The following is a 22,089-nucleotide window of genomic DNA, read 5'->3' on the forward strand; positions in this document are numbered from 1 at the left end:
GGCCGGGCCCTGCGCGCCACGGCGTCAGCCGGGCCGCGTTCGACGTGCTGGACGCCCTGCGGGAAGCGGGGCCGCCGAGCGGCCCGCCCCTCACTCATGCCTGACGCGTCAGAGGTTGCCGCGCTTCTCCTGCTCGCGCTCGATCGCCTCGAACAGGGCCTTGAAGTTGCCCTTGCCGAAGCCCATGGAGCCGTGGCGCTCGATCATCTCGAAGAAGACGGTCGGGCGGTCCTGGACCGGCTTGGTGAAGATCTGCAGCAGGTAGCCGTCCTCGTCGCGGTCCACGAGGATCTTCAGCTCGCGCAGGGTCTCGACCGGCACGCGGGTCTCGCCGGCCCACTCGCCGAGCGTGTCGTAGTAGGAGTCCGGGGTGTTGAGGAACTGCACACCGGCGGCGCGCATCGCCTTCACGGAGGCGACGATGTCGTTCGTCGCGAGCGCCATGTGCTGGACGCCGGCGGCGCCGTAGAACTCCAGGTACTCGTCGATCTGCGACTTCTTCTTCGCGATGGCCGGCTCGTTGATCGGGAACTTGACCTTGAGCGTGCCGTCGGCGACGACCTTGGACATGAGCGCGGAGTACTCGGTGGCGATGTCGTCGCCCACGAACTCCTTCATGTTCGTGAAGCCCATGACCTTGTTGTAGAACGCGACCCACTCGTTCATCCGGCCGAGTTCGACGTTGCCCACGCAGTGGTCGATGGCCTGGAAGAAGCGCTTGGCCGGCGGCTCGACGATCGGGTCGGCGGCGACGTAGCCGGGCAGGTACGGGCCGTCGTAGCCGGAGCGCTCGACGAGGGTGTGGCGGGTCTTGCCGTACGTGGCGATGGCGGCGCGCACGACGGTGCCGTGCTCGTCCTTCGTCTCGTACGGCTCCTCGATGCCGGTGGCGCCGTGCTCGACGGCGTAGGCGTACGCCTTGCGGGCGTCCGGGACCTCGATGGCGAGGTCGATCACGCCGTCACCGTGGGCCGCGACGTGGTCCTCCAGGAAGTGGCCCCAGTCGGTGGACGCCTTCACGACGGAGGTGAGGACGAAGCGGGCGGAGCCGCTGGTCAGCACGTAGCTGGCGGTCTCGCGGCTGCCGGTCTCGGGGCCGGAGTAGGCCACCAGCTTCATGCCGAAGGCCGTCGAGTAGTAGTGCGCGGCCTGCTTGGCGTTGCCGACGGCGAAGACGACGGCGTCCATCCCCTTGACGGGGAAGGGGTCGGCCTGCCGGGACGTCTCGGGGGTGCTGTGCATCGTCTCTGTCATGCCCAGAGGTTCCCGCCACTCCGCAAGGTGCGCAACAGTTCGCATGTTCACTGGTCAACCTGTACACCGGTTGGCCATGATGGCCGGTACATCTGTGCATGGTGCCCATCACACCGACGGAGGCCGGGGCATGGCGATCGACCGACTCGACGGGCGGCTCATCGTGCTGCTCGCGCGTGAACCCAGGATCGGGGTCCTGGAGGCGTCGCGCAGGCTGGGCGTGGCACGCGGGACGGTGCAGGCGCGGCTGGACCGCCTTCAGTCCAATGGCGTCATCCGCGGTTTCGGCCCGGACGTCGATCCGGCGGCCCTCGGCTATCCGGTCACCGCGTTCGCGACGCTGGAGATCAAACAGGGCCAAGGCGCCGACGTACGGGCGCACTTGAGCGGCGTACCGGAGGTGCTGGAGCTGCACACCACCACCGGGCACGGGGACATGCTGTGCCGGCTCGTGGCCCGGTCCAACGCGGATCTCCAGCGGGTGATCGACCGGGTTGTCGGATTTGATGGCATCGTCCGGGCCTCCACGGCCATCGTCATGGAGAACCCCGTACCGCTGCGCGTCATCCCGCTCGTGGAACAGGCGGCGCGGGACACCGACTGAGCCGAGGAGGACGGGTGAGCTTCTGGGAGTACGTGGCCAACCGTCATCAGCAGTTGCTCACCGACGCCTTCCAGCACGTCAGCGCGGTCTTCCAGTGCATGGTCATCGCCACCGTGCTCGGTGTCCTGATCGGGGTCGTCAGCTACCGCAGCGGCTGGGGCTCCTCGGTGGCGATCACCTCGACGGCGACCGTGCTCACCATCCCGTCCCTGGCCGCCATCGGCCTGCTCATCCCGCTGGTCGGCCTGGGCGTCGCGCCCACGGTGATCACGCTGACGCTGTACGGGCTGCTCCCCGTCGTCCGCAACGCGATCGTGGGCCTGCGCGGTGTCGACCCCGCCCTGGTGGACGCGGCGAAGGGCATCGGGATGTCGCGGACCGCCCGGCTGTTCAAGGTGGAGCTGCCGCTGGCCTGGCCGCCGATCCTGACCGGCATCCGGGTCTCCACGCAGATGCTGATGGGGATCGCCGCCATCGCCGCGTACGCCTCCGGGCCCGGCCTCGGCAACGAGATCTTCCGGGGCATCGCCTCGCTGGGCAGCGCCAACGCGATCAACCAGGTGCTCGCGGGCACCCTCGGCATCGTCATCCTCGCCCTGCTGTTCGACGCCGCGTACGTCCTGCTGGGCCGGCTCACCATCCCGAGGGGGATCCGTGTCTGAGACCGCGACCGAGACCGTGCCGGAGCCGGTGGCCACCTCCGGCGCCGCCATCCAGCTGGAGAACCTGTCCAAGCGCTACCCGGGCAACCCGAACCCCGCCGTGGAGAACGTCTCCATGGAGATCAAGGCCGGCGAGACCGTCATCTTCGTGGGCCCGTCCGGCTGCGGGAAGTCCACCACGCTGAAGATGATCAACCGGCTGATCGAGCCCACCTCGGGCCGGATCCGGATCGACGACGAGGACGTCACCGACATCGACCCGGTGAAGCTGCGCCGGAAGATCGGGTACGCGATCCAGTCCTCCGGGCTCTTCCCCCACATGACGGTCGCCGAGAACATCGCCCTGGTGCCGAAGATGGTGGGCTGGTCCAAGTCCCGGGTGAAGGACCGGGTCGAGGAGATGCTGGACCTGGTCGGGCTCGACCCGCGCGAGTTCCACGGCCGCTATCCACGTGCCCTCTCCGGCGGGCAGCAGCAACGCGTGGGCGTGGCCCGGGCGCTGGCCGCCGACCCGCCGGTGCTGCTGATGGACGAGCCGTTCGGCGCGGTGGACCCGATCACCCGCGACCACCTCCAGGACGAGCTGATCCGGCTCCAGCACGAGCTGCACAAGACGATCGTCTTCGTCACCCACGACTTCGACGAGGCGATCAAGCTGGGCGACCGGATCGCCGTGCTGCGCGAGCGCTCGCACATCGCGCAGTTCGACACCCCGGAGGCCATCCTCACCAACCCGACGGACGACTTCGTCTCCGGTTTCGTCGGCGCGGGCGCGGCGCTGAAGCGGCTCAACCTGACCCGGGTGCGCGAGGTGGAGATCGCCGACTTCCCGACCGTGACCGTGGACGACCCGCTCCAGTCGATCTTCAACAAGCTGCGCAGCGGCTCGCACAACGAGCTGCTGATGCTGGACCGACGCAACCGCCCCTACAAGTGGCTGCGGCGCGGCGACCTGATGCGGGCCCGGGGCTCCCTGGCGCGCGCCGGGCAGCTGGTCCACGACACGGTGACCCGGGACGCGACGCTGCACGACGCGCTGGAGGCGGTGCTCACCGACAGCGGCGGGCGGGTCGCGGTGACCGGGCGGCGCGGCGAGTTCACCGGGGTCGTGGACATGCACACCCTGATGAACTCGGTGCACGAGCTCCTGGAGGCGGACCGGCTCGCCGCCATCGAGCACCAGCACGACCTGGAGGAGCTGCGGGTCCACCAGACCGCCGAGGAGCTGGAGGGCGGTGCGGGCGCATGACCCCCGACTCCCCCTCCGGCTCCTCCCGCGCACCGGGCCGCGACCGGCCGCCGGGCGAGCACGAGGTGAAGGGGCACGCCTTCCGCGACGAGGAGGCGGAAGAGGAGGAGCAGCGGCCCGCCCCGCAGGCGAGGAAGCCGGCGCGGCGGATCACCTGGCAGAAGCTGGTGGTGCTCCCGGCGGTCCTCGCGGTCGTGCTGGTCCTCACGTACGTCTGGATCGAGAACGTGCACCTGGACTCGATCGCGGAGAACTCGATCGCCGGGGACACGGTCGAGGTGCGCTGGTGGCAGCATGTGAGGCTGACCGCGATCTCCACGTTCTGGGTGCTGATCATCGCCATTCCGCTGGGCATCGCGCTGACCCGGCGCGGCCTGACCAAGGCGGCGCCCGTGGTGACGGCGATCGCCAACATCGGGCAGGCGACCCCGGCGATCGGTCTGCTGGCGCTGCTGGTGATCTGGCTCGGCATCGGCCCGTCCACCGCCATCACCGGCATGGTGATCTACGCGGTGCTGCCGGTGCTGTCCAACACGGTCGCCGGTCTCAAGGCGATCGAGCCGAACATGGTGGAGGCCGCGCGGGGCATCGGCATGTCGGCGATGGGCACCCTGACCAAGGTCGAACTCCCCCTCGCCGTGCCGCTGATCCTGGCAGGGGTCCGGACCGCGCTCGTCCTGAACGTGGGCACGGCGACCCTGGCGACCTTCGGGGGCGGCGGCGGGCTGGGCGACCTGATCACCTCGGGCATCCAGACCCAGCGCATGCCGGTTCTGGTGCTCGGCTCGGTCCTGACGGTGGTGCTGGCGCTCCTGGTGGACTGGCTGGCCTCGCTGGCCGAGGTGGCGCTGACCCCGCGCGGCCTGGAGGTGGGGCGATGAGGACGCGACGGATGCGTACGGCCCTGGCGGGCGGGGCCGCGCTCTCCCTGGTGCTGGCCGGGTGCGGGCTGAAGAGCGGGTCGCCGATGGTGGACGACGTGGTGCCCGGTTCGGTCGGGCAGGGGCAGCCGCTGGACGGTGCGTCGCTGACCGTCACCTCGAAGAACTTCAGCGAGAACATCATCCTGGGCCAGATGATCGGGCTGATCTTCAAGGCGGCCGGGGCGGAGGTCCTGGACAGGACGAACCTGCCGAGCTCGATCAGCGCCCGCGAGGCGGTCATCCAGGGCGACGCGGACGCCGAGTACGAGTACACGGGCACCGGCTGGATCACGTACCTCGGGCACGCGAAGCCGATCACCGACCCGATGGAGCAGTGGAAGGCGGTGCGCGACGCGGACCTGAAGAACGGGGTCACCTGGCTGCGGCCGTCCACCCTCAACAACACGTACGCGCTCGCCATCAGCGCCAAGAACAACGCCAGGTACCACCTGAAGACGCTCTCCGACGTGGCGGCCCTGGCGAAGAAGAACCCGTCGGCGGTGACGGTCTGCGTCGAGAACGAGTTCGCCTCGCGCGACGACGGGCTGCCCGGCATGGAGAAGGCGTACGGGATGTCCCTGCCGGCGTCCAACATCAAGAAGATGGACGCGGGCATCATCTACACCCAGGTCTCCAAGTCCGACTCCTGCCTGCTCGGCGAGGTCTTCACCACCGACGGCCGCATCAAGGCGATGAACCTGGAGGTGCTGGAGGACAACAAGCACTTCTTCCCCAACTACAACGCGGCGCCCGTGGTGCACACGCCGACGCTGGAGAAGTACCCGGAGATCGCGGGCCTGCTGGACCCGCTCAGCAAGCGCCTGAACACGGAGGTCGCCCAGGACCTGAACGCCAGGGTGGACGTGGACGGCCAGGACCCGCACGACGTGGCGAAGGACTGGCTGATCGAGGAGGGGTTCATCAAGGAGGGCTGAGAGCAGGGAGCGAAGAGTTACAAAGATTCTTTGCAAAGACCCGTTGCAAAGGATGCTTTGCTCTTTTACGGTGGAGCCATGGCACCCACCGAACCGAACGACGACCGCAGCGCGACGGACCCCGATCTCCTCCAGATCGACGCCCGCGCCCTGCGCGGCCTCGCCCACCCGCTGCGGCTGCGGCTGCTCAGCGCGCTGCGGGAGCACGGCCCCGCCACCGCCTCCGGCCTCGCCGAACGGCTCGGCGAGTCGAGCGGAGCCACCAGTTACCACCTGCGCCAGCTGGCCACGTACGGGTTCGTCGAGGACGACCCGTCGCGCGGCAAGGGCCGCGAACGCTGGTGGCGGGCCGCGCATGCCGGCACCGCCTTCGACTCCGAGCTCATGCATCACGCCGACCCCGAGGTCCGGGGTGCCATGGGCGTCGTCCTGCACGAGGTCGCCACCATGCACGCGCAGGAGCTGAGCACCTGGCTCGGGACGATGCACGAGTGGCCCCGCGAGTGGTACGAGGGCTCCGGCATCCGCGACTACAAGGTCCGGCTCACGCCCGAGCTCTCCCTCGAACTCGCCGAGAAGGTCAGCGAACTGATCAACAGCTACCGCGGCCGCGTGCCCGAGGGCACGGAGGGCTCCGCCGTCGTCCGCACCCATCTGCACGTCTTCCCACGCCGCACCGACTGAAGGGACCGACCGCCATGGACCCCGAGACCTACCTCGCCCCGTACCGCGTCCACTCCCCCGAGATGCGCCTCCACGTCCGCGACCTCCGCGTCGCCCGCCGCGCCGCCCTGCGCCGGAAGCTGCGGAGCAGGCTGGGGTGGACCATCGTCGGGATGGGCCTGCGCATCCTCCCCGCGGGCGCCGGCCGTCCGGCCCGCGCCCCGCGTCCCGCCTAGCGTCCCGGAGCTCAGCAGCTGGGGACCGTGCCGCCGTGGTCCAGGGCCCGCAGTGAGTTCACCGCGTTCTTCAGCGTCGTGACCGGGATCAGCCGCAGCCCCTTCGGCAGCTCGGACTTCGCCTCGGAGCACTCCGCCTTCGGTACGAGGAAGACGGTCGCCCCGTCCCGCCGGGCCGCCTGCGTCTTGAGCGAGACCCCGCCGACCGCGCCGACCTCTCCGTCCGCGTCGATCGTGCCCGTGCCCGCGACGGTGCGGCCGCCGGTGAGGTCGCCGCCCGAGCCGTCGCCGTCCAGCTTGTCCACGATGCCGAGGGCGAAGAAGAGTCCGGCGCTGGGGCCTCCGATGTCCGCCAGGTGCAGGGTGACGTCGACCGAGCCGGGCTTGCGGCCCAGAAAGTTGAGCGCGGCGTCGACGGCGGCGTCCTGGGACTCCGCCATGTCGTCCAGGTTGTGCTTCTCGATCTCCTTCTCGGAGCCGCCCGTCGGGTAGACGGAGTCACGGGGCAGCACGGCCCGGTCCGTACGGAACCAGCTGTCCACGACGTCCTTGATGCCGACGTCCGCCTTGGGGCCCGTCGCCACGATCGTCGTCATCCGCAGCTCGCCCTTGGTGGGCCGGGTGGGCGTGCCCTCGATACTGATCACCGGAGTGCCGTGGTCGTCACCGAGCACGTCCGCGGTCGTCCCGGGCTGCGCCAGCGTGAACGGCAGCGGCGCGAAGGCGGCTACGCCCAGGAGGGCGACTACGGGGAGGGCGGCGAGGGCGAGGCGCTGTGTGGACACCGGTCCAATCTAACGTGCGGCCCGCCCGCCGCTTCGGGCCACCGAGGGCGTCGGACCCCGGCCAACCGGTTCCGTCCTCGAACGCCGGACGGGCTGGGTCCGCCGGGGCGCACCGGGCCCGTCAGCGAAGGGCGTCCGCCACCTCGCGGGCCGCGTCCACCACCCGTGGGCCCACCCGCTCGGGGACGCAGTCCGCCAGCATGACGACGCCGACGCTTCCCTCGACCCCGGTCACGCCCATGAGCGCCGCCGCCGCACCGCTCGCACCCGCTTCGAGTTCGCCGTGGGTGAGGGTGAAGGCGGTCTCGCCCACCGGCTTCTGGCGGGCGGCGAGGATCGCCCGGCCGGCGGCGCCCCGGTCCAGCGGGTGGCGGAAGCCCGCCCGGTAGGCGACGTGGTAGTCGGTCCAGGTCGGTTCGACGACCGCGACCGCCAGCGCGTCGGAGCCGTCGACCAGGGTGAGGTGGGCGGTGGCCCCGATGTCCTCGGCCAGCGAGCGCAGCGCCGGAAGCGCCGCCTCCCGGACCAGGGGGTGGACCTGGCGGCCCAGGCGCAGGACGCCGAGTCCGACCCGCGCCCGGCCGCCCAAGTCGCGGCGGATCAGGGCGTGTTGCTCCAGCGTGGCGAGCAGACGGTAGACCACGGTGCGGTTGACGCCGAGTTTGTTGGACAACTCGGTGACCGTCAGGCCGTGGTCGGTGTCGGCGAGCAGTTTGAGGACACGCAGTCCCCTGTCGAGCGTCTGGGAGGTCTCCGCGGTCACGACGCCCTCTCCTCCGTGGTGAGCGGCCGCGGCTGTCCCGTGGGATGTGCGCCACCCGTCCCGGGGCGACGCACGGAGAGGCCGCCGGCCTGGCCAAGGCACCGGCTGCGCTCCGCGGCCACACTGCCACGGGGCGTTCACATTTTTTGGACAGTAGCGAGGGAGTCCGCTCAGCGGAAGCCCTCGTCCAGAATCCGGTCGCCCTCGAAAACCCGGTTGCGGCGTACGAGCATAAGTGCCGGTCAGCGGCGCGCGAGCGGTTCACCGCGGATCTACGCGCGTCCAGGTCGGGCGACTCTCCGGCGACGCTCCGTAGACGGGAGGTGAACCACGGTTAACTCACCGTAAAAATTTTTTTCGGCCGATTCATTGATCGACAAGGCCCCGGGACCCTTGTGCGGGGGTTCCGGGGCCTGTTGGGCCGTACGCGGGCCGGCGCATGCGGGTCAGCGCATGCGGGTGGCCCACTCCTGGACCTTCTTGATCCGCTGCTCGATCTGTCCGGCGGTGGCCTCCGCGCTCGGCGGTCCGCCGCAGACCCGGCGCAGCTCGGTGTGGATGACGCCGTGCGGCTTGCCGCTCTGGTGGGTGTAGGCGGAGACCATGGTGTTCAACTGCTTGCGCAGGCCGAGGAGTTGCTTGTGCGTAACGACCGGGCGGTCCTGGGCGGGCTTCTCCAGGAGGTCGGCCTCGGAGGCGGGCTTCTGCCGGCTGTGCGCGATCTGCCGGGTCTGCCGCTTCTGGAGCAGCAGCTGGACCTGGTCGGGTTCGAGGAGCCCGGGGATGCCGAGGTAGTCCTGCTCCTCCTCGCTGCCGGGGTGCGCCTGCATGCCGAACTCGGCGCCGTCGTAGAGCACCCGGTCGAAGACCGCGTCGGACTCCAGGGCCTCGAAGGGCAGCTGCTCCTCGGTCTCCTCGTCCTCCAGTTTCTCCGCGTCGGCGAGGAGCTTGTCCTCCTCGGCGAACGGGTTCTCCTCGTCGCTGCCCTTCTTGGGCTTGTCGAGGACGTGGTCCCGCTCGACCTCCATCTCGTTGGCGAACTCGAGGAGCATCGGGATGGTGGGGACGAAGACGGACGCGGTCTCGCCGCGCCGGCGGGAGCGTACGAAGCGGCCGACGGCCTGGGCGAAGAAGAGCGGGGTCGAGATGGTGGTCGCGTACACCCCGACGGCCAGGCGCGGCACGTCGACGCCCTCGGACACCATGCGGACGGCGACCATCCAGCGTGAGTCGTCCTGGCTGAACTTGTCGATCTTCTTCGAGGCGGCCTTCTCGTCGGAGAGCACGACGGTGGCCGACTCGCCGGTGACCTTCTTCAGGATCTTGGCGTACGCGCGGGCCGACTCCTGGTCCGTGGCGATGACGAGCCCGCCCGCGTCCGGGATGCCCTTGCGGACCTCGGTGAGGCGCTTGTCGGCGGCGCTCAGCACATTGGGGATCCAGTCGCCGGTGGGCGACAGGGCGGTGCGCCACGCCTGCCCGATGGCGTCCTTGGTCATCGGCTCGCCGAGCCGGGCCGCGATCTCGTCGCCCGCCTTGGTGCGCCAGCGCATGTTGCCGCTGTAGCTGAGGAAGATCACGGGGCGCACGACGCCGTCGGCCAGGGCGTTGCCGTAGCCGTAGGTGTAGTCGGCGGAGGAGCGCCGGATGCCGTCGTTGCCCTCCTCGTACACGACGAACGGGATCGGGTTGGTGTCCGACCGGAAGGGCGTGCCGGTGAGCGCGAGCCGCCGGGTCGCGGGATCGAACGCCTCCTGGCACGCCTCGCCCCAGGACTTGGAGTCGCCGGCGTGGTGGATCTCGTCCAGGATGACCAGGGTCTTGCGCTGCTCGCACCGGTTGCGGTGCAGCATCGGGCGGACGCCGACGCCCGCGTAGGTGACGGCGACCCCGTGGTACTCCTTGCTCAGCGGACCGGCGCTGTAGTCGGGGTCCAGCTTGATCCCTATCCGGGCGGCCGCCTCGGCCCACTGTTTCTTCAGGTGCTCGGTGGGCGCGACGACGGTGACCTGCTGCACGACGTGGTGGTGCAGCAGCCAGGACGCGAGGGTCAGCGCGAAAGTGGTCTTCCCGGCGCCGGGGGTGGCGACGGCGAGGAAGTCGCGCGGCTGCTCCTGGATGTACTTCTCCATGGCGCCCTGCTGCCAGGCTCGCAGCTTTCCGGCCGTGCCCCAGGGGGCGCGGCCGGGGAAGGCGGGTGAGAGGTGGTGGGAGGCGGTAGTAGTCACGGTCTCCGGTTCGGGTCTCTCGGGTACGTGGGCGCTGTCCGCGCGGGCCGGACCGGCTCCGCACGCGATACGACAACCGGGCCACCCTACCGGGGCGGCTGCCCCGCACCGCCGCGTTCCGCGCCGCCCCACACGGAAGTGCGACGGCTCTCACACAACGGCTGCCCCACGGCGCCGGGCCGGCGCCCCGCTCACCGCTCCCGCACTCGCCCCGCCACCCACGCCCCCGCCAGGGCCACCACCGCCATCGGGAAGAAGACGACCGCGAAGGCGGCCGGGTGGGAGGTGGAGGCGGCCGTCTCCGTGGCGTCCATCGTGCCGCCGCCCAGGGCCGCGAAGGCGGCGCCGCCCGCGGCGAGCAGGAGGACGTTCGAGAGGCCGTCGGAGATCTGGAGGGCGGCCGAGTTGGCGCCGGCCTCCTCGGGGGCGGACAGCTTCAGGAGCAGCACGCTGGTGGAGGCGATCACCACCCCCATGCCGAAACAGCCGAACGCCCAGGCGACGGCCACGGTCCAGACCGGCACGGAGGTGATCAGCACGGCCGGGGCCGCCGCGATGGAGAGGGCGACCAGGACCATGGCGCCGACCATCAGGGGCTCGCGGTGCGGTTCGAGGCGGGGCCGGGACTGCACGTACGAGCCCAGTGCCCAGGTGCCGCCGCCTGCCGCCAGGGAAAGGCCCGCGAGGGTCGGGGACATGCCGCGCTGGGTGACCAGCATCAGCGGGACGAACGATTCGGCGGCGATGAAGGACCCGGCAGCGACCCCGCGCAGCAGCACCACCGCGGGCAGCCCGCGCGCCGCGCGCCACGTGCCCCCGGGCAGCAGGCCCCGGATCGCGGGGACGAGCAGCGCGGCACCGGCGGCGGCCGGCAGCAGCGAGAACCAGTTCCGCTCCTGGCCGGCGTACTGGAGCAGCCCGGCGCCCAGCGAGATGCCCAGCGCGAGGGCGATGCGCCGGCGGTCGTACGCCTCCACCGGCGCCTCCGGGTCCGCCGGTCCTGACGCCATGCGCCGGATCTCGGGCAGCGCGAGCGCGAGGGGGAAGACGATCAGGACCGGGATGCCGATGAAGACCCAGCGCCAGCCCAGGTGCTCGGTGACGCTTCCGGCGGCGAGCGGCCCGACGACCGACGGGATCACCCAGCTCGCGGCGAACGCGGCCAGGATCGCCGGCCGGAGGTGCTCCGGGTAGGCGCGGCTGATCACCACGTACAGCGCGACGATCACCAGCCCGCCGCCGAGTCCCTGCACGGCGCGGCCCGCGATGAACATCCACATGGAGCCCGCGGTCCCGGACAGCAGGAGCCCCGCCGCGAAGGCGCTGATCCCGGCGGCCAGCGGAGCGAGCGGTCCGCGCCGGTCCGCCCACTGCCCGGACAGCACCATGGCGAAGAGGCTGGTGGTGAAGTACGCCGAGAACGCGTACGCGTACAGCGGGATGCCGTGCAGCTCACGCGCGGCGACCGGCATCGCGGTCCCGACGGCGGTGGCCTCGAAGGCGATCAGGAACACCACGGAGACGATGCCGATGCTGAGCGCCCGGTACGTCCGCCCGAGAATGCCCTCCGGCAGCACGGGCCCGGCCGGGGCCGGGGCGTCGACGTCTTCGATGAGGCGCGGGACATCGGCGTCGCGCGGTTCCAGGGCGGTCATGAGCCAAGGGTAAGGGGCGAAACACCTGATGAACCCTGTCGGTGGTCGGCCCTGCCCTCGGCCGTTGGACCTAGGCCCGCCGCGGCGAACGTGAACGGCGTGTGGCAGTCGCGTTGCACGGTCACCGGAACCCTTGAACGCCCTTCCGCCCGGTCCTACGGTCGGTACAGCGACACCACGCAGGACCGTGTGCCCGAGAGGCTCAGGGGCTCGACTGCAACTCGAGTTACACCGGTTCGAATCCGGTCACGGTCTCCACGCACCGCCCGCCCCCCGCTTCGGGGGCGGGCGGTTTCCGTGTGCGGGGCGTCTCAGCCCTTCGGTGCCGCGACCGCCGCCTGGGGGCGGATCGGGAGGCGGTTGACCGGGCGGCCGGTCGCCGCGCGGACCGCCGCCGCCACCGCGGCCGGGGAGGTCACGACCGGGACCGCCGATGCGGGCTTCGCGCCGAACGGGGCGACCACGTCCCGCTCCTCGACCAGCTTCACGATGCGGATCTCCGGCGCGTCCAGCGAGGTCGGCAGGGCGTAACCGGTGAGGTCCGGGTGGCGGACCAGGCCGCGGGCGGTGCGGAGGTTCTCGGTGAGGGCGGCGCCGATGCCCTGGGTGACGCCCGCCTCGATGCGGGTCGCCAGCTGGGACGGGTTGAGGACGCGGCCGACGTCCTGGGCGACGGCCATCTCGACCACCCGGACCGAGCCCAGTTCGATGTCGACGTCCACCACCGCGCGGACCGCGCAGAAGGCCATGCCCACGAAGGCGTCGCCCTGCCCGGACTCGTCGAGCGGCTCGGTGGGGTGCGGGCGGCACTGGGCGGTGGCCCACAGCTCCTTGCCGTCCAGCGCCTCCGACACGGTCGTGGAGAGCACCCCGTCGTACGAGGTGATCTTGCCGTCCGCGATCTGGAGCAGCTCCGTGGACATCCCGAACTTGTGCGCCAGGGGCTGGAGGAGCTGGGTGCGGACCATCTTCGCGGCGCGTTCGACCGCTCCGGCGGAGACCCAGGTGTGGCGGCCGTGCGTGGCCGCGCCCGCCGGGGGCTGGTCGGTGTCGACGGAGGCGACGTGCACCTCCTCGACGCCCAGGGTCTCCTGGACGACCTGCCGGGCCAGCGTGGAGAAGCCCTGGCCCGTCTCGACGGCCGCGCAGATGACGGTGGCGACCGAGTCGTGGACCCGGACCGTGGCCGTGGACACCTCGTCGGCGCCCTCCGCGCCGAGCATGTGGACCATGCCCAGCGCGTACCCGACGCCGCGCCGCACCGCGCCCGGTTCGCCCGCGCCCTCGGGGCCGCCCGGCAGCAGCCAGTCGTCCTCCGGGGCGTCCTTGGGCAGGGCGGGCAGCGGGTGGTCCCGGACGGCGGTGAGCAGTTCGGCGACGGGCGCGGGGCAGGTCACGGTCTGCCCGGTCGGCAGGATGTCGCCGGTGGCCAGCACGTTGCGCATGCGCAGCTCGGCCGGGTCGATCCCCAGCTTCGCGGCCAGCTTGTCCATCTGGCCCTCGTAGGCGGCGCAGACCTGCATCGCGCCCTCGCCCCGGACATGGCCGGAGGGCGGGTTGTTCGTACGGACGGCCCAGCCCTCGATGAAGGCGTGCGGGACGACGTACGGGCCGCAGGCGAAGGCGACCGCGGCGGCCAGCGACTCCGATGACGCGTCCGCGTAGGCGCCCGCGTCCAGCAGGATCTGGGCCTCCACCTTGACCAGGCGCCCCTCCGCGTCCGCGTGGTGGCGGTAGCGCAGCAGGGTCGGGTGTCGGTGGGCGTGGCCGAGGAAGGACTCCTCACGGGTGGCGGCCAGCTTGACCGGGCAGCCGGTGCGCAGGGCGAGCAGGCCCAGCGGCAGCTGGAACGCGGGGTCCTCGCGGTCGCCGGTCGCGCCGGGGACGCCGGTGACGACGACCTTGACCCGCTCCGGTTCGAGGCCGAAGCAGGCGGCGGCCAGGTCGCGGTCGGTGTGCGGGTCCGTGGACGCGGTGTACAACTCGACGCCGCCGTCCGGGCGGGGCACGGCGAGCCCGGCCTCCGCGCCGATCGGGGCGGGGTCCTGGCGTCCGATGCGGTACAGCCCGTCCACGACGACCTCGCCGGCCGCCTCCGGGTCGCCGTAGCGCAGCGGGATGTGGCGGATGAGGTTGCCGTCGGGGTGCAGGGGCTCGGCCTCGAACGCCTTCTCCGGGTCGGTGACCGGGTCCAGCACCTCGTACTCGACGGCGATCGCGGCGGCGGCGAGCCGGGCGGTGTCGGGGTGGTCGGCGGCGACGGCGGCGATCGGCTCGCCGTGGTGGCGGACCAGGTCGGAGGCGAAAACGGGGCGGTCCACGACCTTGCGGCCGTACAGGGCCTCGCCCGGGACGTCCTCGTGGGTGACGACCGCGCGCACCCCGGGCATCTCGACGGCGGCCGAGGTGTCGATGGAGACGATGCGGGCGTGCGCGTGCGGGGAGCGCAGGACGGCCGCCCAGAGCAGGCCCTCGGCCCACAGGTCGGCGGCGTACGGGAAGGTGCCCTCGGTCTTGGCGCGGGCGTCGGCCGGCGGCAGCGAGGCGCCGATGCCGAGCCGCGGCTGCTCGGCCTCGGGTCCGCCCGGTCCGGCCGGCGACGGGATGCTGATCGTCGTGGGGGTGGCGCCGGCCGCGTCGTTGCTCACGCCATGCCTCCGTCCTGCTGGTGGGCCTGCACACTACCGGCGCCCGGTGCCGCCTGGTGCGGGATGCGGGGCTCCTGCGGCTCGCCGGACCCGGCCTCCTCGGCCTCGGCGGCGGCCTCGCGGCCCGCGATGACCTCGTTGACCGCGTCCAGGACGCCCCGGTAGCCGGAGCAGCGGCAGAGGTTGCCGCACAGCGCGCGCCGGGTCTCCAGCTCGCTGGGGCGGTGGTTGCCCTCCAGGAGGTCGTGGACGGTCATCGCCATGCCGGGGATGCAGAAGCCGCACTGGACGGCGCCGCAGTCCGCCAGCGCCCGCTGCACGTCGGACGGTTCGCCGTCGACGGCCAGGCCCTCGACCGTACGGACCTCGCTGCCGGCGGTCGTGGCGGCGGGGACCAGGCAGGAGGCGACGAGCCGGCCGTCCACCTGGACGTTGCACGCCCCGCACTCGCCCTGCGAGCAGCCGTCCTTGGCGCCCGCGAGGCCGAGGCGTTCGCGCAGCACGTAGAGCAGGGACTCGCCGATCCAGGCGTCCGTGACGGGCCGGTCGACGCCGTTGACGTGCAGCGTGTACGAGGCGGCGGGGTGCTCGCTGGGCGACGGGGGCCCCTCCGGGGCCGGGGCCTCCGGGCCCCCCACGGGCAGGGCGGCGGCGTCCTCCGCCCCGGGTTCCTCCGGGCCCGGCACCGCGTCCGCGGCCGGCTCGGCGGCGGGCGCGTCCGCGACGGGGTCCGGGACCGCGCCGGGCGCGTCCGCGAGGGCGTCGGCCTCCGGCTCGGGCTGCTCGGCTTCGGCGGGCTCCGCCGCCTCGGGAGCGCTCTCGGCGGGGACGCCGGTCCGCGTGTCGGCGGGGCCTCCGGCCAGGGTGTCGCCCGGGGCTCCCGACGGCCCGTCGGCCGGGGCGCCCGTCCGTGCGTCGGCCGCGGCATCGGCGGGGTCACCCGCCGGCGCCTCCGGCTCCGCGGCCTCGGCCGCGTCCGGCACCGCCCAGGGCGCCGGTGCGCCCCCCGGCAGCGTGGCCGGGCGGTCCGCGTACCAGTCGGCGGCGGGGGGCGGGGTGTACAGCTCGCCTGAGTCGTCCGAGAGCGCGGCGGCCGGGGCCGGCCAGGACGAGGTGTCCACCGGCCACTGGCCCGTGGCGGCCGGGTCCGTACCGTACGGCTCCTGGTACGAGCCGGTGTGCTGCTCGGCCTCCGGGTACGGGTAGCCGTAGCCGGACTGCTGGTTCGGGTCGGGCCAGTGCACCGCGTCCGGCGCGGGCTGCTGGTCCGGCGTCCGGGCGGTCCAGTTGCCGGTGGCCGCCGGGTCGAGGCCGGCGGCCGGGGTCAGCGGCAGGATCATCGGCGGGGTGTAGCCGTGGCCGGGCGCCGCCAGCGGGATGTCCGCCAGGTCCTCCGGCGGCAGCTGGACGAAGGCCGTCGCGTCGCCGTCGTAGTCGCCCTGCGGGGTCGGCTGCCAGCCCCCGTGCTGCTCGGCGGGGTTCTCCTTGCTCACGACAGTGCCCTCCCCAGCGCGCGTCGGGCGAGCGCGGCGACGGTGCGCCGCAGGTGCAGTACGGCGGGGGACAGCGGTGGCGCCTCTCCCCCGTCGGCGGGTGGTTCGGGGTCCGGGATGCAGGCGGCCGCGACGTACTCGCCGAAGGCGGCCAGAGCGTCGGGTGCGAGGCCGCGCGCCCCGTCCCAGTCGATCAGCGAGGCGATCCAGCGCTCCGCCTCCAGCGGGCGCAGCGGCATCGGCGCGATGGCACCGACCGCGCAGCGCACTCCGCGCCTGGCCGGGTCGAGGACGATCGCGACGGAGGCGGTGGCGCGGCCGGGGCCGGTGCGGCCGGTGGCCTTGAGGAACACCTGCGGGGCGTGCAGCAGGGGCACCCGGACGAAGCCGATCAGCTCGGCGGGCTCCAGCATCTCGCGGCCGGCCAGCAGGTGGGAGACGGGGATCTCGCGGCGGGCTCCGCCGGGTCCGGCGATGACGAGCTCGGCCTCCAGGGCGGCGAGCACCGGCAGCGCGTCCCCGGTCGGGGCGGCGGTCGCGATGTTGCCGCCGAGCGTGCCGGCGTTGCGGATCTGCGGGGGGCCCGCGGCGCGGGCGGAGGCGGCGAGCGCGGGGATCAGGGCGGCGAAGTCGGGCCGCCCCATGCGGGCGTGGGTCAGGCCGGCGCCCAGCAGGGCGTGCCCGTCCTGGTAGTGCCAGCCGCGCAGCTCGCTGATCCGGCCGAGTCCGACCAGACCGGAGGGGCGCAGGAGCCCCTTGTTGACGGCCGACATCAGGTCCGTGCCGCCTGCCACGGGGACGGCGGCCGGCATGGCGCCGAGTGCCGCCACCGCCTCGTCCAGCGAGGCAGGCAGCGTTACGGACTGCGTCGCCTGCGGTGCGTGCGTGGTCAACCCAGCTGCCCCTTCCCGGTGTCCCGGCGCTCCCGCCTGTTTCGCCGTACGGTACGTGCTCGAAGCCCGGACGTGGCAACTCTGGCACATCTTCGGACCGGCCCGACGCGCAGGTCCGCGAAGGGTGTATCCGTCCACGACCAGGGTAATGGTCCCGTTTTCGCGCCGGTTCGCCGGTGAGCACCCTTTGCCGGTCTTACGCATCTCCGTACGGCTTTCTCCGTTGCCGGTGCGGCGCCCCTCCGAACGGCCGCCGCCACCACGGTCGCAGGGGCCGTGGTGGCGGGAGAGCGGGTTGGGGCCGGGCTCACACGTTCGGGGGTGCCCCCTCGATCGGGCGTCCGAGGATGCCGGGGCGCTTCTGCCAGGGCAGCGCTCCGGACGGCGGCCGGTAGCCGACGCCGAGGGCGTCGAGCCGGGCGTAGTGGGCGGTCATGCGGCGCTCGAATCCGGCGAAGTCCCGTTCGTCCGGGGCGGGCAGGGCCGACCAGGCGACCTCGGCGAAGGCGGCGAGGCGGGGGAAGACCTGGTAGTCGACGCGGCCCCGGTTCTGCATGACCTCGGACCAGGCGTTGGCCTGGGTGCCGATGACGTGCCGGGCCGCCTCCTCGCTCAGGGACGGCGGCACGGGTTCGAAGCGGTAGACGTCCTCCAGGGTGCGGACGTATCCGATGGGCATCGGCTCGTCGGGGCCGCCGTGCTGACGGTGGTCCAGATAGACCTGCTGCTCCGGGCACATGACCACGTCGTGCCCGGCCTCGGCGGCCGCGATGCCGCCCGCGTAACCGCGCCAGGAGGACACGGCGGCGCCGGGCGCGAGGCCGCCCTCCAGGATCTCGTCCCAGCCGATGAGGCGGCGGCCGCGTTCCGTGAGCCAGGTGTCGAAGTGGCGGATGAACCAGGACTGGAGCTGGTCCTCGTCGGCCAGGCCGAGTTCCTTGATGCGGGCCTGCGCGGCGGGCGACCGCTTCCACTGGTCCTTGGGGCACTCGTCGCCGCCGACGTGGACGAACGGCGAGGTCTCCGGCGGGAAGAGCGCGAGGAGTTCCTCGAAGACGCCCTCGTAGAACCGCAGGACGTGGTCGGTGGGGGCCAGGACATTCGGGTTGACGCCCCAGTTGTCCCAGACGCCGAGCGCCGAGGTGTCGACGACATCGGTGTTGCCCAGCTCCGGGTAGGCGCTGATGGCGGCCTGCGAGTGGCCGGGGATGTCGATCTCGGGGACGACCCGGATGTGCCGGGCCGCGGCGTAGGCGACGATCTCGCGGATGTCGTCCTGGGTGTAGTAGCCGCCGTGCGGGGTCTCGTCCCACAGCTCGGAGGCGCGGTGCCCGTACTTGGTACGCGGGCGCCAGGCGCCGACCTCGGTGAGGCGGGGGTACCGCTTGATCTCGACGCGCCAGCCCTGGTCGTCGCTGAGGTGGAAGTGGAAGACGTTCAGCTTGTGGGCGGCGAGCAGGTCGAGGTAGCGCAGGACGTCGTCCTTGGGCATGAAGTGCCGTGCCACGTCGAGCATCAGGCCGCGCCAGCCGAAGCGGGGCGCGTCCTCGATGTCGGTGGCCCCGAAGCCGTGGACGGCGGCCCCGCCCACGGGCGCCCGGCGGAACGCCTCGGCGCCCAGCAGCTGGCGCAGGGTCTGGGCGCCCCAGAACACCCCGGCGGGGCTGCCGCCGGTGAGGACGACGCCCTCGTCGGGCCGGGTGGTGAGCCGGTAGCCCTCGGGGGGCAGGGTGTCGTCGGTGCGCAGCACGAGGGCGCGCGGGGCGTCCTCGGGGCCGGGGGCGAGGGGCAGGCCGAAGGCGGCGCCCAGGGTGGTGCGCAGCCAGCGTTCGGTGGTCTCGGTGCCGGGGGCCGCCGCGATGGTGGTGGACGCGTCGAGGACGAATCCACAGCGCCCCCGGTCGTCGGCGCGCAGGGGCGCCGGGATCAGTTCCATGGCCATGACGTCAGTCCTTAACCGCTCCGCCGAGTCCGGAGACCAGGCGTCGCTGTACGAGTACGAAGAAGACCAGCACGGGAACGGTCATCACCGTCGAGGCTGCCATGATCCCGCCCCAGTCGTTCTCGTCGGGTTTGAAGAAGACCAGCAGCGCCATCGGGAGCGTCGACTGGGAGGTGTCGCTGATGATGAACGACTTCGCGAACAGGAAGTCGTTCCAGGTGGAGATGAACGAGAAGACGCTCGTCGCCACGAGGCCGGGGAAGACCAGTGGGAAGAGGATCTGCCACAGGAAGCGGGTGCGGCTCGCCCCGTCGATGTACGCGGCCTCCTCCAGGGCCTCCGGCACGGCCCGGACGAAGCCGCGCAGCATCCAGATCGCGAACGGCAGCGAGAACGCCAGGTGCGGCAGGATCAGCGAGCCGAGCGTGTTCAGCTGGCCGAAGTCCCGCATCAGGAAGAACAGCGGGATCGTCAGCGCCTCGACCGGCACCATCTGCGCGACCAGGAACATGATCAGCAGCGTGGTCCGGAAGCGGAACCGGAACCGGGTGACCGCCGTGGCCGCCAGGAACGCGATGAGCGCGGAGGCGACGACGACGGTACCGGCGACGAGCAGGCTGTTCAGGAAGTAGCGCCCGAAGTCCTGCTGCTGGAAGACCCGCCGGAAGGAGTCCAGGGACGGCGACAGGGTCCAGGGCCTGGGGTGCGCGGACTGGATCTCGCCCGCCGGTTTGAGGGCGGAGAGCACCATCCAGTAGAGCGGGAAGGCGACGGCGGCGGCGATGAGCAGGGCCGCCGCCTCGGCGGCGAGCCGGCCGGGCCGGCGGACGAGCGAGCGGACGGGCAGGCTCACAGTTCCTCCCCCTGACGGCGTACGAGGCGCAGGTACACGAGCGTGACGGCGAGCAGGATCAGCAGCATCACGACGCCGATCGCGGAGCCGAGGCTGTACTGCGAGGAGGCGAACGCCTTCTGGTACGCGTACACGTTGAGCACCAGGTTCTGCCCGGCGATCCCGCCGCCGTTGGTCATGACGTAGATCTGGGTGAACACCTTGAAGTCCCAGATGACCGACTGGATGGTGACGACGGTCAGGATCGGCCGCAGCATCGGGGCCGTGACGGAACGCCAGATCCGCCACTGCGAGGCCCCGTCCAGCGCGGCCGCCTCAAGCACCTCGGTGGGGATCGCCCGGATGCCCGCGTACACGGTCACCATGACGAACGGGAAGGAGCACCACAGGACTTCGAGGAGCACCAGCGTGAAGGCGCTGTAGCGCCCGTACGTCCATGAGTGGTCACCGAGCCCCAGGATCCGGTTGACCGGCCCGAAATCGGCGTCGAAGAGGAAGACCCAGACGGTCGAACCGGTGATGGCGGGCGTCGCCCAGGCGCCGAGCGCGGCCAGCATGAGGGCGAGCCGGGGCACCGCCCGGATGCGGGTCAGCAGGACGGCCAGCGCGCAGCCGGCGAGCAGGGTGGCCAGGACGCAGAGGGCGGCGAAGACCACAGTGGCGAGCAGGACCTGCCAGAACTGGCCGTCGCCGAAGAGGGCCGAGTAGTTGCCGAACCCCTGGAAGGTGGCCGGTTCGCCGCCGCTGACCTGGGCCTGGGTGTACTCCAGGAAGGAGATCAGGCCGAGCTGGTAGATCGGGTAGACCAGCAGCCCGCCGAGCAGGACGAGCGCGGGCAGCAGGTAGAGCCAGGGGGTCCAGCCCGGCCGCCGGGCCGGGGAGGCGGGGCGGCGGCGCGGGCCGCGCGCGGGGGGCGTGGGTGCGGGGCGTGCTTTGTACGCCGTGCTGTTCGCGGTCATCGTCAGCCCGCTTCGGCGAACGCCGTGTCCATCTTCTTCGCGGCGTCGTCGGCCGCCTTCGCCACGTCCTTACGGCCGCTGACGATCTCCTGGAACATCGTGGGCAGGATCAGCGAGGAGTCGATCTGCCCCCAGGCCGGGGAGGCGGGGACGAACTTGGCGCCGGCGCCGAGCGTCTTGACGAAGGGCTCGACGAACGGCTCGCGCTTCGCCGCGGCGGCGCGGACGTCGGTGAAGGTCGGCAGGAAGCCCATCGCGTCGAACATGCGGGCCTGGGACGCCTTGCCGGTCAGCTCCTTCATCAGGCCGACGGCCAGGGTGCGGTGCTCGCTGCTCTTCAGTACGCCGATGTTGTTGCCGCCGGCGAACGCGGGCGCGACGGATCCCTCGGTGACGCCGGGGAGCGGCACCACCGCGTACCTGCCCTTGACGCTGCCGGCCTCGACGGCCGCGTGGCTGAAGTCGCCGCCGATGGCCATGGCGGCCTTGCCGGACGCGAAGGCGGTGACGGTCGCGTTGCCGCCCATCGCGGCGCACTTGGCGGGCGGGCAGTTGGTGGCGCCGAACAGCGAGGTGTACGCCTCGATGCCCTTGCGGGCCTTCGCGCTGTTGATGGCCGCCTTGTACGAGGAGCCGTCCTGGTCGGCCAGTTCGCCGCCGTTGGCCCAGATGAACGGCATCGCGCCGTAGGTGTAGGCGCCGCCGACCGCGAGCCCGTACAGGTCCGGCTTCTTCTTGTGGATCTTCTTGGCGGTGGATATCAGTTCGGCCTGTGACGTGGGCGGTTCGATGCCCAGGTCCGCGAAGACGTCGGTGCGGTAGTACAGCGCGCGTACGCCGACGAAGAGCGGGGCCCCGTAGACCTTGCCGTCGACCGTCACGGACTGCCTGGCGGCCGGGTCGGTGTCCTTGGCGTCCGCCCAGGCTCCGAACTCGGGCGTGATGTCGGCGAGACCGCCGTCCTTGACGTACCCGGCGGTGTCGGTGTTGCCGTACTCGATGAGGTCGGGGGCGCTCTTCGGGTCGTTGAAGGCGGCCTTGACGCGCTGGGCGCGGGTCTCGACCGGGATGTACTCGATCTTGACCTCGGCGCCCTTGTGAGCCTTCTCGAAGGCGGCGACCGCGGTGTCGACCACTTTCTCCTTCGGCTTGTTGCCGACCTCCTGGAACAGCCAGACACGCAGCGTGCCGGACTTCTCGTCGCCCTTGGCTCCGGTGTCGGAGGTCTGCGGCGCGCAGGCGGTGGCGGTGAGGCCCGCCAGGACGAGCGCCGCGGCCGGCGCGGCGATTCGGGCAGAGAACTTCATCCGGGAACCCCTACCGGTCAGCGTTGCAACATACGCA

The 22,089-nt window shown here is 72.1% G+C and carries 19 protein-coding genes and 1 tRNA gene; 8 read left to right on the forward strand and 12 right to left on the reverse strand.

Annotation, left to right across the window (positions count from 1 at the left end; all coding sequences use genetic code 11):
- Positions 1-108: 108 nt before the first annotated feature.
- Positions 109-1,254 (reverse strand): 4-hydroxyphenylpyruvate dioxygenase, encoded by a 1,146-nt coding sequence (gene hppD, locus ABZ565_RS30645; RefSeq protein WP_361034021.1) that lies wholly within the window; start codon positions 1,252-1,254, stop codon positions 109-111.
- A 130-nt stretch (positions 1,255-1,384) separates the two neighbouring features.
- On the opposite strand from hppD, the gene ABZ565_RS30650 reads away from it, so the two are divergent.
- The 7 genes from ABZ565_RS30650 to ABZ565_RS30680 all read left to right on the forward strand — a co-directional run bounded on the left by ABZ565_RS30650 (position 1,385) and on the right by ABZ565_RS30680 (position 6,526).
- Entirely contained in the window at positions 1,385-1,858 is a 474-nt protein-coding gene (locus tag ABZ565_RS30650; RefSeq protein WP_330315234.1) for an Lrp/AsnC family transcriptional regulator, read from the forward strand.
- A 14-nt stretch (positions 1,859-1,872) separates the two neighbouring features.
- A complete protein-coding gene (locus tag ABZ565_RS30655) occupies positions 1,873-2,520 on the forward strand; it encodes an ABC transporter permease (RefSeq protein WP_018100766.1) in 648 nt (215 codons plus the stop codon).
- The gene (locus ABZ565_RS30660) at positions 2,513-3,769 is read left to right on the forward strand and encodes a betaine/proline/choline family ABC transporter ATP-binding protein (RefSeq protein ID WP_361034025.1); all 1,257 of its coding nucleotides are present in this window, start codon (positions 2,513-2,515) and stop codon (positions 3,767-3,769) included. Before ABZ565_RS30655 ends, ABZ565_RS30660 begins: the two co-directional genes overlap by 8 nt.
- Positions 3,766-4,650: an ABC transporter permease gene (locus ABZ565_RS30665; protein ID WP_361034028.1), complete on the forward strand. Its 885-nt coding sequence runs from the start codon at positions 3,766-3,768 to the stop codon at positions 4,648-4,650. Before ABZ565_RS30660 ends, ABZ565_RS30665 begins: the two co-directional genes overlap by 4 nt.
- Positions 4,651-4,661: 11 nt before the next feature.
- Positions 4,662-5,627 carry a glycine betaine ABC transporter substrate-binding protein gene (locus ABZ565_RS30670; RefSeq protein ID WP_361034139.1) on the forward strand — a complete coding sequence of 322 codons (966 nt, stop codon included), beginning with the start codon at positions 4,662-4,664 and terminating at the stop codon, positions 5,625-5,627.
- Positions 5,628-5,705: 78 nt separating this feature from the next.
- On the forward strand, positions 5,706-6,311 hold the full coding sequence (locus ABZ565_RS30675) for a winged helix-turn-helix domain-containing protein (protein ID WP_361034031.1): 606 nt from the start codon (positions 5,706-5,708) through the stop codon (positions 6,309-6,311).
- Positions 6,312-6,325: 14 nt separating this feature from the next.
- Positions 6,326-6,526 (forward strand): hypothetical protein, encoded by a 201-nt coding sequence (locus ABZ565_RS30680; RefSeq protein ID WP_361034034.1) that lies wholly within the window; start codon positions 6,326-6,328, stop codon positions 6,524-6,526.
- Positions 6,527-6,537: 11 nt separating this feature from the next.
- Here ABZ565_RS30680 and ABZ565_RS30685 read toward each other — a convergent pair whose 3' ends face one another.
- From ABZ565_RS30685 to ABZ565_RS30700, 4 genes are all read right to left on the reverse strand, one after another.
- Entirely contained in the window at positions 6,538-7,311 is a 774-nt protein-coding gene (locus ABZ565_RS30685) for a S16 family serine protease (RefSeq protein WP_361034037.1), read from the reverse strand.
- Between the two features lie 121 nt (positions 7,312-7,432).
- Entirely contained in the window at positions 7,433-8,074 is a 642-nt protein-coding gene (locus ABZ565_RS30690) for a helix-turn-helix domain-containing protein (protein ID WP_361034040.1), read from the reverse strand.
- A gap of 446 nt (positions 8,075-8,520) precedes the next feature.
- Positions 8,521-10,302: a DEAD/DEAH box helicase gene (locus ABZ565_RS30695; RefSeq protein ID WP_073964968.1), complete on the reverse strand. Its 1,782-nt coding sequence runs from the start codon at positions 10,300-10,302 to the stop codon at positions 8,521-8,523.
- A gap of 191 nt (positions 10,303-10,493) precedes the next feature.
- Positions 10,494-11,957: an MFS transporter gene (locus tag ABZ565_RS30700; RefSeq protein ID WP_361034043.1), complete on the reverse strand. Its 1,464-nt coding sequence runs from the start codon at positions 11,955-11,957 to the stop codon at positions 10,494-10,496.
- A 183-nt stretch (positions 11,958-12,140) separates the two neighbouring features.
- On the opposite strand from ABZ565_RS30700, the gene ABZ565_RS30705 reads away from it, so the two are divergent.
- Positions 12,141-12,215: transfer RNA gene (locus ABZ565_RS30705), tRNA-Cys, on the forward strand.
- 53 nt (positions 12,216-12,268) lie between these two features.
- Here the strand turns inward: ABZ565_RS30705 and ABZ565_RS30710 are convergent.
- From ABZ565_RS30710 to ABZ565_RS30740, 7 genes are all read right to left on the reverse strand, one after another.
- Entirely contained in the window at positions 12,269-14,605 is a 2,337-nt protein-coding gene (locus ABZ565_RS30710; protein WP_361034046.1) for a xanthine dehydrogenase family protein molybdopterin-binding subunit, read from the reverse strand.
- A complete protein-coding gene (locus ABZ565_RS30715; protein WP_361034049.1) occupies positions 14,602-16,098 on the reverse strand; it encodes a (2Fe-2S)-binding protein in 1,497 nt (498 codons plus the stop codon). The genes ABZ565_RS30710 and ABZ565_RS30715 overlap by 4 nt, the downstream gene beginning before the upstream one ends.
- On the reverse strand, positions 16,095-16,991 hold the full coding sequence (locus ABZ565_RS30720) for an FAD binding domain-containing protein (RefSeq protein ID WP_361034052.1): 897 nt from the start codon (positions 16,989-16,991) through the stop codon (positions 16,095-16,097). Before ABZ565_RS30720 ends, ABZ565_RS30715 begins: the two co-directional genes overlap by 4 nt.
- A 307-nt stretch (positions 16,992-17,298) precedes the next feature.
- A complete protein-coding gene (locus tag ABZ565_RS30725) occupies positions 17,299-18,933 on the reverse strand; it encodes a beta-N-acetylhexosaminidase (protein WP_361034055.1) in 1,635 nt (544 codons plus the stop codon).
- A gap of 4 nt (positions 18,934-18,937) precedes the next feature.
- Positions 18,938-19,786 (reverse strand): carbohydrate ABC transporter permease, encoded by an 849-nt coding sequence (locus tag ABZ565_RS30730; RefSeq protein WP_361034058.1) that lies wholly within the window; start codon positions 19,784-19,786, stop codon positions 18,938-18,940.
- The gene (locus ABZ565_RS30735) at positions 19,783-20,745 is read right to left on the reverse strand and encodes a sugar ABC transporter permease (RefSeq protein WP_361034061.1); all 963 of its coding nucleotides are present in this window, start codon (positions 20,743-20,745) and stop codon (positions 19,783-19,785) included. The genes ABZ565_RS30730 and ABZ565_RS30735 overlap by 4 nt, the downstream gene beginning before the upstream one ends.
- A 2-nt stretch (positions 20,746-20,747) precedes the next feature.
- Positions 20,748-22,052 carry an extracellular solute-binding protein gene (locus ABZ565_RS30740; RefSeq protein ID WP_361034064.1) on the reverse strand — a complete coding sequence of 435 codons (1,305 nt, stop codon included), beginning with the start codon at positions 22,050-22,052 and terminating at the stop codon, positions 20,748-20,750.
- Positions 22,053-22,089: the final 37 nt, after the last annotated feature.

It is taken from the genome of Streptomyces sp. NPDC016469, assembly GCF_040632905.1.
GTDB lineage: Bacteria > Actinomycetota > Actinomycetes > Streptomycetales > Streptomycetaceae > Streptomyces.

Excerpts from the sequence above, each read along its gene's own strand:
- hppD (WP_361034021.1), bottom strand. The coding sequence starts at position 1,254 with ATGACAGAGACGATGCACAGCACCCCCGAGACGTCCCGGCAGGCCGAC.
- ABZ565_RS30650 (WP_330315234.1), top strand. The coding sequence starts at position 1,385 with ATGGCGATCGACCGACTCGACGGGCGGCTCATCGTGCTGCTCGCGCGT.
- ABZ565_RS30665 (WP_361034028.1), top strand. The coding sequence starts at position 3,766 with ATGACCCCCGACTCCCCCTCCGGCTCCTCCCGCGCACCGGGCCGCGAC.
- ABZ565_RS30670 (WP_361034139.1), top strand. The coding sequence starts at position 4,662 with ATGCGTACGGCCCTGGCGGGCGGGGCCGCGCTCTCCCTGGTGCTGGCC.
- ABZ565_RS30675 (WP_361034031.1), top strand. The coding sequence starts at position 5,706 with ATGGCACCCACCGAACCGAACGACGACCGCAGCGCGACGGACCCCGAT.
- ABZ565_RS30680 (WP_361034034.1), top strand. The coding sequence starts at position 6,326 with ATGGACCCCGAGACCTACCTCGCCCCGTACCGCGTCCACTCCCCCGAG.
- ABZ565_RS30700 (WP_361034043.1), bottom strand. The coding sequence starts at position 11,957 with ATGACCGCCCTGGAACCGCGCGACGCCGATGTCCCGCGCCTCATCGAA.
- ABZ565_RS30725 (WP_361034055.1), bottom strand. The coding sequence starts at position 18,933 with ATGGCCATGGAACTGATCCCGGCGCCCCTGCGCGCCGACGACCGGGGG.
- ABZ565_RS30735 (WP_361034061.1), bottom strand. The coding sequence starts at position 20,745 with ATGACCGCGAACAGCACGGCGTACAAAGCACGCCCCGCACCCACGCCC.
- ABZ565_RS30740 (WP_361034064.1), bottom strand. The coding sequence starts at position 22,052 with ATGAAGTTCTCTGCCCGAATCGCCGCGCCGGCCGCGGCGCTCGTCCTG.